Origin of the sequence: Mesorhizobium sp. NPDC059025 (genome assembly GCF_042739655.1) — a bacterium.
In the GTDB taxonomy this organism is placed as follows: domain Bacteria; phylum Pseudomonadota; class Alphaproteobacteria; order Rhizobiales; family Rhizobiaceae; genus Mesorhizobium.
Map to the genome: position 1 here is coordinate 126,421 of NZ_JBHYIM010000004.1, position 15,130 is coordinate 141,550.

Below are 15,130 nucleotides of genomic sequence, written 5' to 3' on the forward strand. Positions count from 1 at the left end.
AGTTTTATTACCGGCCAGCCGGTTTGTAAATATGAACGGTACCGCCTGCGCAAGGGGAAGAGGTGCGATCATGGCTGAAGCAGCTTCGTCCGAAAACAAGGTGAGCGTGGAGCATCGCGGCGGCGTCGCGATCGTCACGATCGAGAATCCGCCGGTGAACGCGTTGTCGTTTTCGGTGCGCAAGCCGCTGCATGACGCGCTTGTCAGGCTTCGCGACGACGCGGCCACGGCTGCCATTGTCCTGACCTGCGCCGGCCGCACGTTCATCGCTGGTGCCGACATCACCGAATTCGGCAAGCCGATGCAGGATCCGGACCTGCGCGCGCTGATCGCGCTGCTGGAAACGATCGAAAAGCCGACGGTCGCCGCCATCCATGGTACAGCCTTGGGCGGCGGGCTGGAATTGGCGCTCGGATGTCATTTCCGGGTAGCCGACAAGGCGGCGAAGCTTGGCCTGCCGGAAGTGAAGCTCGGCCTGTTGCCCGGCGCCGGCGGCACGGTTCGCCTGCCTGCCCTGGTCGGCCCGCTGAAGGCGCTGGAAATGATCACGTCCGGGACGCCGATCGCGGCCAGCGAGGCGCTTGAAGCGGGTCTCGTCGACGCGCTGGCCATCGACGGGCTCGTTGCCGATGCTGCCGCCTTTGCAGCGGTCAAGGCGGCGGAAGGGGGGCCTTTCGTTGCCGTGCGGAGCCGGCGCGACAAGATCGACGCCGCCGACCGCGAACAGCTGGAAACCCGCATCAAGGCGATCGCCGCCAAGACCAGGGGTCTGCGGGCGCCCGTTGCCTGCACCGAGGCGGTGCGAAACGCCGTGATTCTGCCCTTTGACGAGGCGCTGGCCGCGGAACGCGTGCTGTTTGTCGAGCTGGTGGCGTCAGATCAATCCAGGGCGCAGCGGCATCTGTTCTTCGCCGAGCGCGAAGCCGCCAAGGTGGAAGGCGTCGACAAGTTGGTGAAGCCGCGGGCCATTCGTCGGGTCGGCATCATTGGTGCTGGTACCATGGGCGGCGGCATCGCCATGGCTTTCGCCAATGGTGGCATCGCGGTCACGCTGATCGAGGCGGCACAGCCCGCGCTGCAGCGCGGGCTCGAGCGCATCGAGAAGAACTATGCGATTTCGGTTTCCCGCGGCTCCTTGAGCGAGGCCGCCAAAGCGGCACGCATGGGACTGCTTTCCGGCGCCACGGACTATGCGGCGCTCGCAGACTGCGACCTGGTCATCGAAGCGGTGTTCGAGGACATGGCGGTCAAGAAGGAAGTGCTGGCGGCCATCGACAAGGTGGTGAAGCCAGGTACGATCATCGCCACCAACACCTCCTACCTCGACGTCAACACCCTGGCCGCCTCCGTCAGCAGGCCACAGGATTTCGCCGGCATGCACTTCTTTTCACCGGCCAACATCATGAAGCTTCTGGAGATCGTGCGTGGCGGGGAAACGGCTCCGGATGTGCTGGTGACGCTGCTATCGCTTGCCCGTTCGATCGGCAAGGTGCCGGTGGTGGTGGGTGTCTGCCATGGTTTCGTCGGCAACCGCATGCTGACAGCCCGCGGTGCGGATGTCGAAGCCCTGCTCCTGGAAGGAGCCAGCCCGACGGATGTCGACAAGGCCTTCACCGATTTCGGCTGGCCGATGGGACCCTTCCAGATGTGGGACCTGGCCGGACTGGATATCAGCTGGCGCAACCGCAAGGCGTTGGGCAAGACAGCGCTGATTGCCGACTGGCTGTGTGAGCAGGGCCGCTTCGGCCAGAAGACCGGCCGTGGGTTCTATCTCTATGCCGATGGCCGCACAGCGGAACCCGATCCCGAACTGGCCAGTCACATCGCCGATGAAGCTAGGCGGCTCGGCATCGCGCCGCGTGTTATCTCGGCCGAGGAGATCATCGAGCGCACGCTCTACCCGTTGATCAACGAAGGCTCGCGCATCCTGGAAGAAGGCATTGCCGCGCGCGAATCCGATGTCGACCTGGTCTGGGTCAATGGCTACGGCTTCCCACTCGGCAAGGGCGGTCCGATGTTCTGGGCACGACAGAAGGGACTGCCGGGCATCGTCGATCGTCTGAGCCACTGGCACCGGAAGACGGGCAAGGACGTGTTCAGGCCATCGGACTGGCTGAAGGCGACGGCTGCGGAAGCGTAGCTGGAATTCCGGAAATCAAAGTTCGCTCCGGCCGTCGGACTGTTTGTCGCAACGCTCAAGGTTTCGAGACCGCCATACGCGTCAAACCGCGATGTCGTATCCGCCAACGACACCGGTGGAAACAATTGTCTCGAAATATTCGACCTTCAAGTCGAAGGATTTGAGCAGCTTCTGCGTACTTGGTTTCACGACCGCATCGTCGAAGCCACCCTTTACGAAATGAGTAGCTGACGTCATGTCGCTCCAGAAACTCATGACGACGAGTTCATTCTCGGTTCCCTTCACCTTACGAGCCAAGCTGGCGCCAAGGTGGCCCGGCAATTCGGCCATCTCGACAAAGGTGGTCCTCCGGAGATGGTCTGCATAGGCGGCTAACACCTCGTCCGAGCCGGCTACGGCCCGCCAGAAACGAATGATCATAAACAGCCTCCCCTGCGTCGGGGTGGGCCGGGAAAGCCCGGTCCGGTTGCCCCCGGCGCCTGGATGATAGATCAACCGATCGCGCGGCGCGAACGCTGGTGTCGCTCGCCGGCTCATTCAATCGCCTGAGTCAGCAACAGCGTCGTCAGCGTCGATCGCAGCTCGGCGGGTCTGACGGGTTTCGACAATATCGGGATGTCAATGTCGTTGACATCTGCGCGGACCCTGGCCTCGTCATGACCGGTCATGATGATGGCGGGTATGGCGCGTTTCTTCAGCGCGCGAACACGCGCGATGCAATCGCTCCCGGTTTGCCTGTTGCCCAGATCGTAATCGGTGACCAGCACATCCCATTGCCCGGGCTTGGTCGGCGGTTCCAGCTCTGCCTGGGGGATGCAACCCCATTTCTCAAGCAGGGCGGCGGTTGCGAGCAGCACCTCCTTGTCGTCTTCGACCAGAAGAACGCGAAGGCCATCGAGAAGTGCCGGCGTCACCGGATCGGCCTGCGTCGGCTGTTCCGCCGGCTGTGGTACGATCTTCAGACCGGTTATGGAGACGCAGGTTCCCTTGTACCTGGTGGATCGGATGTCGACTGCAAGGCCCATCAGCCTGCCGAGGCGCTGAACGATGGGCAGGCCGAGCCCGACGCCTTCGACGTCACGGTCGCCGCGTTCCCTGACCCGGTAGAATTCCTCGAACAGGCGCGGCAGATGCTCTTCCGCGATGCCGTCGCCCTGATCATAGACCTCTATGGAGAGTCTGTCGCCGCGCCGGCGGCAACCGACCAGAACGGGCCTCCCGGGGGCATATTTGATGGCGTTGTTGACGATGTTTTGCACCATCGTGGCGAGCAAGGTCTCGTCCGCTTCGACGTAGCAGGCTGATGCCACGACGCGCAGCGTCACCTTCGACCAGGCGGCGACGTGGGTATTCTGGCGCGCGACCTCGTTGATCAGGTCGCCGACCGCAACGGGCCGCCTCTCCGGCGTGACGCTGCCGCTGTCCAGCGTCGAGATATCCAGGAGCGATCGAAACAGGCTGGAAACGCTGTGCAGGGAGCGGTCGATGTTTTCGACCATCTTGCGCGCCTCCCGCTTCAACCCGGCGTCGGATAGCCAGGCCGTGTAGAGGCTGATGGCATGGATGGGTTGGCGCAGATCATGGCTTGCCTGTGCCAGGAAGCGTGACTTGGCCAGATTGGCCTCCAGCGCCTGCGCATAAGCCGTCTGCAACCGTTTCTGAAGGCCATAAATATAGGCCGGGACAAGGATGGTGGTCAGCAGCAACGTCAGAACCACAAAGGGGTTCGCCTGCATGTAGTCATTGAACAGAAGCGCTACAGATATCGACGCCAGCGCGCAAAAGGTGGCGCCAATGAGATAATGCGAACCATAGCGCAGGCCGTTTCCGACGGTTACCCATAGCAGCATGGCAAAAACGGGGATGGTGACCGCCCCGCCAACCGCCATGGCAAATGTCATGGCAAGGTAGTCGTTGAATATCGTGAATACTCTTCTCTTGAAGTTGTATCCTGGATATTTGTCGATGTGATAAAGAAGAAACCACGACCCAGGTATGTACAGAAGCGTATAGATAACCATGCCCGTGACGACCCAATTCATGGATGCGCCAGTCACCAGCAGGGTGGTCAGCACGTAAGCATCGATCGGCGGGACGGTAACCACCCGCATCACGGCTTGCCCGCGTTCAGCGTCTACGTTCTCGACTGCGTGCCCGACCAGCCATCGGAACTGGTCTCGCAACCTGCCAAATATGGTGAGGCCAACAGCTGAGGTGTCCGTTACCGTCATTGTCATCGGTATTCCTCGCTGTTCCTGCGGATCGTGAGCGGCGGACATATGAGCCGGGCAGACAGACTGCTTTAATAGAGCCATGGGGCCGCTGGCGTGAACTGTGTCGATGTCCGGGGGGCTCGAACACCACGGCTGGGGGTATTTCTTCGAAGTACCTATGGGCATCGCACCACCATCAGTCTGGTTGCGCGTCGGGACGCTCGAAGCTCCGCACTCCGACCAGGCTCGCTGGAGGCTGAGGTCAGCAAGGCGCCAACGTCGCCCTGCCTCCGAACAGGTCGCGCTCTAGGGGCAACCTGCCATGCCTCTTCGTCCCGGCTTCTCTTTCTGAGATGATTTTTGTTCTTGTTGGCTGGTCCTAGTCTCGCTCCTTCGTGCAGGGTGAGAACCAGTTGCGATTCTTACAGGAACCAGTTCTGGCGCCGCTTCAGCAGTGTGACAGCGCGCAAACGCTGCCCTGCGGGTGCTGTTCCCATTTTCCACCACTGGGCGACTAGGACACCTGTCGCAATTGTTCCCCGGTTGCACCACAGGCAAAATTTGAACGTTGCGGTTGATCGTGATCGTCAGGCGGCGGGCTTGGACGGTCGCGTTTTGTTGCAGAGCAGATTTTGCATCGAACGAGGGACGTGTCTTGATCGGAAATACGATCGGAAAATCCGGCGCAGCGCGCTGGACCAAAATTCTTCTGGCTTCCACAATCCTGGGCAACGGCGGTGCCGGCACTGCGTCTGCGGTTGCGTTATCCATTGCGATGTCGGCGACGGGCGGCATCAGCCCGGCATTCGCGCTCGATCCCAATGACACGGTCATCGACACGCCGGGTTCCTATTCCTGGTCGACGGATCAGACATTCCAGGATGACCTGATCATCGGTCTCGAGAACAAGGGCATCGCGGCCACCGTGCGGGATGGCGCCAAGATCTACGTCGAGAATCGGGCGATCATCGCTGGCATGCAAGGATCGCAGGCTACCGTTACAGTGAGCGGTCCGGGAAGTGAGCTGAACGTCATTCGTACGACGGACATACTCGGCAACACGCTCTATGTCGGTGGCGGTTGCAATGGCTATTCAGTCATGTGCGTTTATGGCGGTGATGGCGCGTTGATCGTCGAGAAGGGCGGCAAGGTCGATGCGAAATGGACCCGTATCGGCGATGGCCAGAAGAGCAGGGGAGACCTCACCGTTACCGGCCAAGGGTCAATTCTCAACACCGACGAATTCTATGTCAGGACATGGATCGACAATGCCAAGGGCAGCACCGTAACGATCAGCGATGGTGGTTCCATCGCCACCAACTATGTCTCGACCGGCGGTGATTTCGCCGACGCTCTCGGCTCGAAGGTGGTTGTCACCGGAGAGGGCTCGAAGTGGATCAATACCGGCACTTTCGAGCTGGGGGGAGACATGACCGTCGAAGACGGCGGTCTCCTGAGCACCTCCACTCTCAAGGTGGGAAACAGCTCCATTGGCGAGAACACGCTCTACATTACCGGTGACAAGTCCTCGGTGAATGTCTCAGGCGTTCTTCGCATGGGGCCGGGCAACGTCTCGGTCGCCAACGGAGCCAATTTGAATGTCGTTGGCGGGATCGATCTTTCCGAGGACAATGGCTACGTGACGATCGGTGGCAGGATCGACATGGGAAGCTTCACCGACGAACCGAAGGCTCTCGATCCACAGGCGGCGGGCCACATCAACAAAGAGGCGGTCATCACCTTTGGATCGGGAGACAATGAAGGGGGACGTCTCGTCTTCAATCATACGGAAACGGGTTACGACTTCTCGAATGCGCTGGTTGGCAACGGCGTGATTACGGCCCTGAATGGTGAAACGGTTCTGACCGGCGATCTCACGCGATTTTACGCGACCAACAGCTACGGTGGTATCGTCGTCGACGGCGAGGATGCCAAGCTGGTCCTCAAAACGGACCTTGGCACGGCTGTGGCGGGGATCGATTCCAACAAACTCTCGCCATACGTCAGCCGAATGCAGGTCAGGAACGGTACCTTGGTCCTTGGCGGACAGACGGGCCGGATCGTGACCAATTTCCTCGGCTCGGAGACCTATACGAGCCGGGTGGAGGTGTGGGGCGAGGGCATCAATACGGCTCGCAACATGCCTGCTGCGGTCGGAAGGCTTGAGGGTTGGGGTGCGATCGGCAGCCTCACCGTGGACAAAAACGCGATTGTGTCGCCGGGAACATCCGACAGCCGGATCGGCACGATTGTTGTCAAAGGGCAGGCTCAGTTTGCCACGGGTTCCTTGTACGACGTGGATATCGCAAGCAATGGTGCCAGCGACAAACTCGTCGTGGAGACACTGAAGCAGGCATCCGGCTTCGACGACAATGGGAACCCGAAGACCATTGATGGTCTGGGAACAGTCTATATCGGTAGCGATGTCAATGTTCGTGTAACTGCATTGGACCCAGCTGCGAGCTATCTGTCTGGGCAGACCTATACGATCCTGACTGCGGCCGGCGGAATAGATGGTGAATTTGCACAAGCCGTTTCGCAATCGGCCTTCCTGGATGTCTCGCTGAACCAGACGGCCAATCAGGTCGACCTGAAGATCCAGGTGAAGGACTCCGGCAACCCCGGGGAACCTGGAAATCCCGGAGAACCTGGCAACCCAGGCGAACCCGGCAATCCGGGCGAGCCGGGTAATCCAGGTAATCCAGGAAACCCCGGTGAACCGGGCAACCCCGGAAATCCGGGTAACCCAGATAATCCTGGCACGCCTTCACGTCCCGGCCCGGATGTCAGCGGTCCGTTCGATGATGTGACCGAGACGCACAACCAGTACGAGACGGCGGTGGCCCTGAACTCGTTGCCGCAAAGCGGAACGTCGCTGGCGCTCTACAACACGCTGCTGTTGTTGAATGCCGCCGACGGTCGCGCCGCCTTCGAGCAGCTGTCTGGTGAGGTGCATGCCTCCGGTACGACCGCGCTGATCAATTCGTCGCAATATGTGCGCAACGCCGCCAACGATCGCGTCCGTGCCGCCTTCGGCGATGTCGCCGCAGCCGCCATGCCGGTCATGGCCTATGGTCCCGACGGCAAGGACATCGAAGCCGCAACCACCGCAAGGACTGCCGCCTGGGGCCAGGTCTTCGGTGCCTGGAGCAGCATCGACGGCGATGGCAATGCCTCCCGCATGAAGCAGTCGACCGGCGGCTTCGTCACCGGCATCGACACCGAGCTTGCCGAAGCCTGGCGCGTCGGCGTGCTCGCCGGCTATAGCCGCACCTCCTTCGATGCCAAGGATCGCACCTCGTCGGGCGACAGCGACAACTACCACCTTGGCCTCTATGGCGGCACGCGCTGGGGTGCGCTGGCCCTGCGCACCGGGCTCTCCTACACCTGGAGCAACATCGAGACCGGTCGCACCGTCTCCTTCCGCGGCTTCAATGACGGCCTGTCGGCCGACTATGATGCCGGTGCCTTCCAGGCCTTCGGCGAGCTGGGCTATCGCCTCGATGCGGCGGGAGCCGCCTTCGAGCCGTTCGTCAACCTCGCCCATGTCAGCCTGCGCACCGACGGCTTCACCGAAAAGGGCGGTGCTGCTGCCCTCAGTGCCGAGGCGCAGACCACCAACACCACCTTCTCGACGCTCGGCCTGCGTGCCTCGACCGACTTCATGCTGGGCTCGGTCGCAGCCTCGGCCAACGGCACGGTCGGCTGGAAGCATGCCTTCGGCGACACCACGCCGTTCACCAAGGTCGGCTTTGCCGGTTCCAGCCTGTTCACGGTGGCCGGTGTGCCGATCGCCAAGAACACCTTCGTGCTGCAGACCGGTCTCGACATGAAGGTGACCGACAATGCCACGCTCGGCATCTCCTACAATGGCGAGTTCGGCTCCGGATCGTCGAGCAATGGCGTCGACGCAAGGCTCGGCATCCGCTTCTGATGCCGGAGCAATTTCAGCAAAAGTGCGCAGCGGTTTTGCGTCCGGAATTGCGTGGAAACAAGGAACTGGAGCATTTCCGCGTTTCCGCGAAACGCGGAAACGCTCCAGCCAATAGAGTGTTGATCGGCGCGGCGGCCTTCTTGGCTGCCGCGTCTGCCGCTTGCGGACAGGAACAGCAACCCGCCGCCGGCCCGGCCGCTGCCGCAGGCGGACCGTCGTCGCTGTCGGAGACCTATGAGGACTGGCGCGTCGCCTGCGTGGCGGTGCCCGAGAACAAGAAGCAGTGCGCCTTCTCGCAGGGCCAGGTCAGCCAGAACGGCCAGCGTGTGCTCACCATCGAGCTGGCGCCTGCCGACGATGGCGGCTTGAAGGGCCTTCTGGTGATGCCGTTCGGGCTCAACCTCGACAAGGGCGTGACCTTCTCCGTCGACGACACACCGCCGGGCAAGCCGTCGCGTTTCCGCACCTGCCTGCCGGGTGGCTGCGTCGTGCGGCTCACCTTCACGCCGGCAACCACCAAGGCGCTCAGCACCGGCACCGCGCTGAAGCTCGGCGCCTTCGCTTCGGACACCGAAAAGGACGTCGCCTTCTCCATCTCCCTCAAGGGCTTCAACCAGGCCCTCGAAAGAACCATCCAACTGGGGAAATAAGTCCGCGGATCGTACCCGCCGATCAGTATTAGATAGAACTAATAATAATACATCTGGACTAGAAATGTTTCATAGTAAGCGTGCCGCTGCTATTTGACCGAATAGTCAAATATTTGGAGGGACTTTTGCGGGGCGATCGCATCATACTCGCTGATGATCATCCGCTCTTTCGAGAGGGCATACGCCGGCTGCTGCAAAGAGTGGCGCCGCAAGTTGAAATCATCGAAGCGGACGATCTCGTTCAGATGCTTCATCTTGCTCGCAGGGGGGAGCCGCCGAGCACCTTCATCATCGACCTTATCTTCGCGGGGAAGAGCGTCGAGCCGGATCTTCCCGCGCTGCGGCGGGAGTTCCCGCGGTCTTCGATCATCTTTGTCTCGATGGTGCAGGATCGTGTCATCGCGGAACGCATCATGGGCAAGGGCGCGGATGGATTTATCTGCAAGAGCCTGAGACCGCAGCAGATCATGGCTGGCATCGCGGCGGTACGCGACGGCGAGAGGATCATACTCATCGAGCCCGACGCCAGGGACCTGCCGGAGCTAAAGGATGATCTTTCGGCGCTGACATTCCGGCAACGCGAAGTGCTACGCCTGCTCTCCGCCGGCCGAACCAACAAGGAGATCGGGCAGGCTCTCCACATTTCGCCCTATACTGTCCGTGCCCATGTTTCGGCCTTGCTCAAGACCCTTGGCGTATCATCCCGGACAGCAGCGGTGTCGAAAGCCAAGTCGTCGGGGCTCATCTGAAGGCCGGCGCGGCTGCCGTCGACACGGATAGCCGAAATCGAGGGTAAATTCGGACAGTCAGGGAGCCAGGAGTTCCGTTGGTGGAGCTGAGGGGGATCGAACCCCTGACCTCGTCATTGCGAACGACGCGCTCTCCCAGCTGAGCTACAGCCCCGTCCAGCGGATGGCGCATTTATGAGGCGCCGCGCTTCACTGTCAAGCGAGCTTTTGGACGCCTGCCCGTCGTTGCCGCGTGCCTGGCGATGCCCGATCTTCGATGCGATGGTTTCGATCGAAGGCTGCGACCGCCCTCCCGGGCGGCCTAAAAATTCCGGGAAACCACCGCAAGCGTGCCCGGCTCTTGCCGCATCCGTGCGCAATCGCTAAATGTCGGCAACACTCGGAGACCTGCATGACCGCCCTCATTCAAACCGTCATTCTGGCGCTTGACCTCTATTGGTGGATCATCATCGCCTCGGCCATCTTTTCCTGGCTCTTCGCCTTCAACGTCGTCAACCCGCGTAACCAGGTGGTCAACACGATCGGTAATGCGCTCTACCGGCTGACCGAACCGGCACTGCGCCCCATCCGCCGTATCCTGCCGGATCTGGGAGGTATCGACATTTCGCCGATCATCCTCCTGCTGATCCTGTTTTTCCTGCGCCAGTTCATCCTCACAACCATCTACCCGGCGCTCGTCTGACGCCAGTGATGGGCGAAATCCTTCGCCTGCGCCCCGACGGCATCGATCTGTTCGTTCGGTTGACGCCGAAGGCGGCGTCCGATGCGCTGGATGGTGCTGAGACCGCTGCCGATGGCCGTAGCCATCTCAAGGCACGCGGGCGCGCCGTTCCGGAAAAGGGTGCCGCCAATCTTGCGCTGGAGAGGCTTGTCGCCAGAGCTCTCGCCGTGCCGCTGTCATCCGTGGCCGTGGTGGCCGGCGGCACGGCGCGGTTGAAGACGCTGCGTGTCAGCGGCGATCCGGCCGAGCTCGCGGGGCGGGTGTCTGGAGCAATTCCAGGAAAAGCGTGCAACGGTTTTCCATCCGGAATTGCTTAGAACAAAGAGTTGGAGCGTTTCCGTGAAAACGGAAACGCCCTGGCCCCGGCGTGGCACGGACGCGGTTTTGGCGATATGGTGCAGACGTCCGTCAGCCGGAGAACGCCATGCGCAGCATCCTGACCTTTCTCGTTCTTGCCGGCTTCTGCCAATCCGCGTCAGCGGGCCAGATCACGAGCGTCTATACGGACCTTGTCACCGAAAAGGATTGCCTGACCTATGCGAAGGCCGGCGAGAGCGACGGCGACTGGGCCGATCTTTCCTGCTCGGGCTATCGCGGCTATCCGGTTCTGCTCGCCTATGATGACGCGCGCGAGTCTGTTTTCTACGGTTTTCCACCCGCGGACATGACGTCGAGCTGGGAGAGTTTCGTCGGCTTCAACAGCGCCGGACCGAAGGTGGAGTGGCGCGTGGAGACGACGGGGGATGTCTCGGTTCCGTTTGCGGCCATCCACCGCCGTTCCGTCAGCAGCGGCGATGACGGCACGAAAAAGACCGACGTCCTCGTGGTGGCGAAGGTTGCCCAGATGGAAGGCCGTCAAGGCTGCACGATCGCGCTGGTCGCAGCCGGAAGTCCCAATGCCAATGAAGAAGCGCGCAAGATAGCCGACGAGAAGGCGCGTTCCTTTGCGTGCGGAAAAGATACGCGCATCACCGTCGGCGACGTTCCGGCCTTCGGCCGGGTCGACAACTGAAGACGCCGGCGACCCAAGGGGCACCGGCGTCCAAAGCATTCCAGAAAAAGTGTGCGGCAGTCGTCCGTCCGGAATTGCGTAAACAGAAGCTGGAGACGGCCTACTTCTTGGCTGCCTTGGCGCGTTCGATGGCTTCGACGATCATCTTCTTGGCGTAGGCCGCATCGTGCCAGCCGCCGATCTTTACCCATTTGCCGGGTTCGAGATCCTTGTAGTGCTCGAAGAAGTGCTCGATCTGCTTGAGGGTGATCTCCGGCATGTCGGTGTAGTCAAACACCTTCTCGTAGCGCTTGGTGATGTGCGACGACGGCACCGCGATCACCTTCTCGTCCTGGCCGGCATTGTCTTCCATGATCAGGACGCCGATCGGGCGTACGTTGATGACGCAGCCAGGCACCAGTTCACGCGTGTTGCAGACCAGCACGTCGATCGGATCGCCGTCGCCGGACAAGGTGTGCGGCACGAAGCCGTAGTTGCCTGGATAGCGCATCGGCGTGTAGAGGAAACGGTCGACGAACAGAGTGCCGGCTTCCTTATCCATCTCGTATTTGATCGGCTCGCCGCCGACAGCGACTTCGATGATGACGTTGACGTCTTCCGGCGGATTCTTGCCGATGGATATCGCCTCGATACGCATGGGTAACCCTCGCTTTGGCGCTGTCCTGATCGGGATCTGTCATCAGGTCATGCGCAGGATGAAATGGCTTGCCGCGCCCCATACGCATCTTGACTTGCGTGGGGGCAGGCAACCGCGCACCGAATAACGGGCGAAACGGCTTTGTGCAATGCGGCAATGCGTGCGGAAGGAGAAGGCGGCGCCGACCTGGTCAATCCCAGACGAAAGCGACCTTCTTCAGCGCCTTCTGCTCGAAGATTTCGACGCCTTCGGCGACATCGCGGCCACCTTCGCCGGCATAGAAGGCGAGCGCATTCTGGTTCTCTTCCAGCGCCCAGACGACGAGGCCGCTCAAGCCATGATCGGCAAGCTTGCGGCGCGCTGCCGAAAACAGCCTGCGGCCAAGGCCGATGCCCTGGTATTCGGGACGCAGGTAAAGCTCGTAGATCTCGCCCTGCTGGCGCAATTCGCGGGCACGATTGCGACCGACGGTCGCGTAGCCGGCGATCGTTCCGCCGATTTCAACCACCAGCACGGTGGCAGCCCGGCGGATGGCATTCGACCACCAATCGGAGCCGCGGCGATTGATCATCGCCGTCAGCGTCTTGTGCGGGATGATACCGCTATAGGCGCCTCGCCAGGCCTCGAGATGCACGTCGGCAATCGCCGCCGCGTCTTGCGGCTCGGCCCTGCGGATGTCGATGGTCAACGTGTTCATGGTTTGTTAACCATAGACCCGGTCGGCAAACTTGCAAAGAGTCCGGCTTGCTTTCGCACAAGCGAAAATACTGGGCCAAAAAAGGTGGCCTAGATCTCGACCAGATGGTCGTCGAGTTCGTTGACGTCGTCGGGGCCGACCGGGAAATGCTCCGCCAGCACGGAACCGACCGCGCCGATGGCACTCACGAAACCGTCGGCCAGGCGATCATCGCCGGCATGGGCGGTCAGGTCGCGCACCACACCGTCCCAGACATGCTGGCCGACCTTGGCGTCGATGCCGCTGTCGGCGACAACTTCGGCATAACGTTCGGCGATCGAAACGAAGATCAGCACACCGGTCCGTGCAGCGGTGCGATGCACGTTGCGCGCCAGGAACTGCTTGACCGCATTGGCATGCGCGGCCTTGTAGCGTTGCCGGCGCGGCACGAAATGGATGCGCAGGCCTGGCACCAGCCACAGAAGGACAAACAGGCTGATGGCGGCCACTGCCTGCACGATGAGAAAATGCGGCAGGCGTACGCTCAGCCACAATGCCTCCAGCACGTAACCGAAAGCGATGCTGACGGCGAACAGGGCAAGCGTTGCGGTGAAGGCCGCCTGGAAGAAATATCCGTCGCTCGAGCGCGCCACCACGCAGTAGATTTCGCCGCTTGTGGTTTGCTCCGCCGCACGGATCGCCTGCGCGATGCGCTCATGGTCGGCATGGGTGAGTGAACGTGTCGCCATCGTCACCAGCTCCCCGAAGATCCGCCGCCGCCGGAAGAGCCGCCGCCGCCCGAAAAACCACCACCACCGCCACCGGAAGACCACCCACCGCCACCGCCTGACCATCCACTACCGCCGGACGACCAGCCACCACCGCTGTTGTTGGACGAACGTCTGTTGGTGTCGAAGGTCATTCCCAGCCAACGGTAGCGACCAGGGCCAATCTTGGTGCCGAAAATCGGCGGCAGGATCGCGATGGCAAGGCCGCCGAAGAACAGGACCGCCCATATGGTGATGAACAGCGCAAACATCACCTGTTCGGCGTCGTATTCGCTGAAGCTGTCCTGCTGGTGGCGCTTGCCGCGCGCCTCGAGTTCTTCCGGATTGCCCTCCAGCACCATGATCATGTCGTCGACGGCCTTGGTGATGCCGCCGGCAAAGTCGCCGCCACGAAAAGCCGGCACCATGTCGTTTTCGATGATCAGCTTGGTATGCAGGTCGGTCAGCGTGCCTTCCAGGCCGTAACCAACCTCGATGCGCATCTTGCGGTCGTTCTTGGCTACCAGCAGCAGGACGCCGTTGTTGTCGCTGGCCTGACCGAGCTTCCAGGCGCGGAACAACCGGTTGGCATAGGGCTCGATCTCCTCGCCGCCGAGGCTGTCGATGGTGGCGACGACGATCTGGTCGGAGCCCTTCTTTTCGAAGTCGGCCAGTTTTTGTTCGAGGGCTGCCTTCGCTGCCGGGTCAAGCATGCCGGCATTGTCGACGATACGCCCGGTCAAGGCTGGCAGATCGTCGGCCAGCGCCATGCCAGCAAGCAACATGGCGAAGACCATCGCCAGCAGCAGCTTGAGCGCAACAGCCCACGACACTGCGTGGGTCTCATGCGCGGGCAAACGGCGGGATGGCAGGGAGGAACGCAAGGTTCAGCCGGTCCGGGTCAGGGAAGGGGTGGCGTTCAGCCACCCTGACCCGCAGGTTTGCTGGTGCCGAAGTCGACCTTCGGCGTCTGCATCTTGTCCTCGCTGATGGTGAAGTTCTGGAAGGGTTCGTTGGAGCGGAACCAGAACGTCGCCCACAGCACGGACGGGAAGGTCTTCAGCGTCAGATTGTAGTCCTTGACCGCCTGGATGTAATCGCGGCGTGCCACGGCGATGCGGTTTTCGGTGCCTTCAAGCTGTGCCTGAAGCGCGATGAAATTCTGGTTGGCCTTGAGGTCGGGATAGTTCTCGGTGATGGCGAGCAGGCGCGACAGCGCGCTGGTCAGGCCCGACTGGCTGTCCTGGAACCTCTTGAAGGCTTCGGGATCCTTGAGGGTTTCGGGTGTCACCGTGACCTGCGTGGCCTTGGCACGGGCCTCGACCACGGCATCCAGGGTGTCCTTTTCGTGAGCGGCGTAGCCTTTCACCGTCTCCACGAGGTTCGGAATCAGGTCGGCGCGGCGCTGATACTGGTTCAGCACTTCGCTCCAGGCTGCCTTGGCGTTTTCTTCCGCCGTGGGAATGGTGTTGTAGCCGCAGGCCGACAGCAGCGGCAGCAAAAGCGCCATCAAAAGGAAAGCCGGGAGGTTGCGGGGAAGCGAAGACAGGCGCTTTGCGTACATGAGCGGTCCCTCGTTTGCTCGAATAGGCAAGCAATACCATAAAGATCGCAGGATAAAACGCCTTTGC

15 protein-coding genes and 1 tRNA gene are annotated in these 15,130 nt (G+C 61.5%); 7 read left to right on the forward strand and 9 right to left on the reverse strand.

What is annotated here, in order from left to right; translation table 11 throughout:
- The first annotated feature begins 70 nt into the window (after positions 1–70).
- A complete protein-coding gene (locus ACFWYE_RS11885; protein ID WP_379111560.1) occupies positions 71–2,140 on the forward strand; it encodes a 3-hydroxyacyl-CoA dehydrogenase NAD-binding domain-containing protein in 2,070 nt (689 codons plus the stop codon).
- Positions 2,141–2,221: 81 nt separating this feature from the next.
- On the opposite strand, the gene ACFWYE_RS11890 is transcribed toward ACFWYE_RS11885, so the two are convergent.
- Together ACFWYE_RS11890 and ACFWYE_RS11895 are read right to left on the reverse strand one after the other, a co-directional pair.
- Positions 2,222–2,560 (reverse strand): hypothetical protein, encoded by a 339-nt coding sequence (locus tag ACFWYE_RS11890; RefSeq protein ID WP_379111561.1) that lies wholly within the window; start codon positions 2,558–2,560, stop codon positions 2,222–2,224.
- Between the two features lie 113 nt (positions 2,561–2,673).
- A complete protein-coding gene (locus ACFWYE_RS11895; RefSeq protein ID WP_379111563.1) occupies positions 2,674–4,377 on the reverse strand; it encodes a hybrid sensor histidine kinase/response regulator in 1,704 nt (567 codons plus the stop codon).
- A gap of 631 nt (positions 4,378–5,008) precedes the next feature.
- Between ACFWYE_RS11895 and ACFWYE_RS11900 the strand changes: the two genes are divergently transcribed.
- Both ACFWYE_RS11900 and ACFWYE_RS11905 read left to right on the forward strand, forming a co-directional pair.
- Positions 5,009–8,287, forward strand: a complete 3,279-nt coding sequence (locus ACFWYE_RS11900; RefSeq protein ID WP_379111565.1) for an autotransporter domain-containing protein — start codon at positions 5,009–5,011, stop codon at positions 8,285–8,287.
- A gap of 140 nt (positions 8,288–8,427) precedes the next feature.
- Complete coding sequence (locus ACFWYE_RS11905) at positions 8,428–8,937, forward strand: invasion associated locus B family protein (RefSeq protein WP_379111566.1); 510 nt, start codon at positions 8,428–8,430, stop codon at positions 8,935–8,937.
- A gap of 89 nt (positions 8,938–9,026) precedes the next feature.
- Here ACFWYE_RS11905 and ACFWYE_RS11910 read toward each other — a convergent pair whose 3' ends face one another.
- Positions 9,027–9,191 (reverse strand): hypothetical protein, encoded by a 165-nt coding sequence (locus tag ACFWYE_RS11910; protein WP_379112007.1) that lies wholly within the window; start codon positions 9,189–9,191, stop codon positions 9,027–9,029.
- Between ACFWYE_RS11910 and ACFWYE_RS11915 the strand changes: the two genes are divergently transcribed.
- Entirely contained in the window at positions 9,117–9,686 is a 570-nt protein-coding gene (locus ACFWYE_RS11915) for a DNA-binding response regulator (RefSeq protein ID WP_379111969.1), read from the forward strand. The genes ACFWYE_RS11910 and ACFWYE_RS11915 overlap by 75 nt on opposite strands.
- A 78-nt stretch (positions 9,687–9,764) precedes the next feature.
- Here the strand turns inward: ACFWYE_RS11915 and ACFWYE_RS11920 are convergent.
- Positions 9,765–9,840 (reverse strand) — tRNA-Ala (locus ACFWYE_RS11920).
- Positions 9,841–10,077: 237 nt separating this feature from the next.
- Here ACFWYE_RS11920 and ACFWYE_RS11925 point away from each other — a divergent pair.
- The 3 genes from ACFWYE_RS11925 to ACFWYE_RS11935 all read left to right on the forward strand — a co-directional run bounded on the left by ACFWYE_RS11925 (position 10,078) and on the right by ACFWYE_RS11935 (position 11,419).
- Positions 10,078–10,368: a YggT family protein gene (locus tag ACFWYE_RS11925; RefSeq protein ID WP_379065438.1), complete on the forward strand. Its 291-nt coding sequence runs from the start codon at positions 10,078–10,080 to the stop codon at positions 10,366–10,368.
- Positions 10,369–10,376: 8 nt separating this feature from the next.
- Positions 10,377–10,724, forward strand: a complete 348-nt coding sequence (locus ACFWYE_RS11930; protein WP_379111568.1) for a DUF167 family protein — start codon at positions 10,377–10,379, stop codon at positions 10,722–10,724.
- A gap of 107 nt (positions 10,725–10,831) precedes the next feature.
- Positions 10,832–11,419: a hypothetical protein gene (locus tag ACFWYE_RS11935; RefSeq protein ID WP_379111570.1), complete on the forward strand. Its 588-nt coding sequence runs from the start codon at positions 10,832–10,834 to the stop codon at positions 11,417–11,419.
- Between the two features lie 100 nt (positions 11,420–11,519).
- Here the strand turns inward: ACFWYE_RS11935 and ppa are convergent, their stop codons facing one another.
- The 5 genes from ppa to ACFWYE_RS11960 form a co-directional block, all read right to left on the reverse strand.
- On the reverse strand, positions 11,520–12,056 hold the full coding sequence (ppa, locus tag ACFWYE_RS11940) for an inorganic diphosphatase (protein WP_054310325.1): 537 nt from the start codon (positions 12,054–12,056) through the stop codon (positions 11,520–11,522).
- Between the two features lie 190 nt (positions 12,057–12,246).
- Entirely contained in the window at positions 12,247–12,753 is a 507-nt protein-coding gene (locus ACFWYE_RS11945; RefSeq protein ID WP_379065442.1) for a GNAT family N-acetyltransferase, read from the reverse strand.
- 89 nt (positions 12,754–12,842) lie between these two features.
- Positions 12,843–13,481, reverse strand: coding sequence for a TPM domain-containing protein (locus ACFWYE_RS11950; RefSeq protein WP_379111572.1), 639 nt, complete (start codon positions 13,479–13,481; stop codon positions 12,843–12,845).
- A gap of 2 nt (positions 13,482–13,483) precedes the next feature.
- Positions 13,484–14,296, reverse strand: coding sequence for a TPM domain-containing protein (locus ACFWYE_RS11955; protein WP_379111971.1), 813 nt, complete (start codon positions 14,294–14,296; stop codon positions 13,484–13,486).
- A gap of 122 nt (positions 14,297–14,418) precedes the next feature.
- Positions 14,419–15,063, reverse strand: coding sequence for a LemA family protein (locus tag ACFWYE_RS11960; RefSeq protein WP_379111574.1), 645 nt, complete (start codon positions 15,061–15,063; stop codon positions 14,419–14,421).
- Positions 15,064–15,130 lie beyond the last annotated feature (67 nt).

Bases quoted from the DNA above. Each gene is read 5' to 3' on its own strand.
- ACFWYE_RS11945 (WP_379065442.1), bottom strand. From the start codon at position 12,753: ATGAACACGTTGACCATCGACATCCGCAGGGCCGAGCCGCAAGACGCG.
- ACFWYE_RS11925 (WP_379065438.1), top strand. From the start codon at position 10,078: ATGACCGCCCTCATTCAAACCGTCATTCTGGCGCTTGACCTCTATTGG.
- ACFWYE_RS11950 (WP_379111572.1), bottom strand. From the start codon at position 13,481: ATGGCGACACGTTCACTCACCCATGCCGACCATGAGCGCATCGCGCAG.
- ACFWYE_RS11885 (WP_379111560.1), top strand. From the start codon at position 71: ATGGCTGAAGCAGCTTCGTCCGAAAACAAGGTGAGCGTGGAGCATCGC.
- ppa (WP_054310325.1), bottom strand. From the start codon at position 12,056: ATGCGTATCGAGGCGATATCCATCGGCAAGAATCCGCCGGAAGACGTC.
- ACFWYE_RS11960 (WP_379111574.1), bottom strand. From the start codon at position 15,063: ATGTACGCAAAGCGCCTGTCTTCGCTTCCCCGCAACCTCCCGGCTTTC.
- ACFWYE_RS11890 (WP_379111561.1), bottom strand. From the start codon at position 2,560: ATGATCATTCGTTTCTGGCGGGCCGTAGCCGGCTCGGACGAGGTGTTA.
- ACFWYE_RS11935 (WP_379111570.1), top strand. From the start codon at position 10,832: ATGCGCAGCATCCTGACCTTTCTCGTTCTTGCCGGCTTCTGCCAATCC.
- ACFWYE_RS11955 (WP_379111971.1), bottom strand. From the start codon at position 14,296: ATGGTCTTCGCCATGTTGCTTGCTGGCATGGCGCTGGCCGACGATCTG.
- ACFWYE_RS11910 (WP_379112007.1), bottom strand. From the start codon at position 9,191: ATGAAGCATCTGAACGAGATCGTCCGCTTCGATGATTTCAACTTGCGG.
- ACFWYE_RS11895 (WP_379111563.1), bottom strand. From the start codon at position 4,377: ATGACAATGACGGTAACGGACACCTCAGCTGTTGGCCTCACCATATTT.
- ACFWYE_RS11930 (WP_379111568.1), top strand. From the start codon at position 10,377: ATGGGCGAAATCCTTCGCCTGCGCCCCGACGGCATCGATCTGTTCGTT.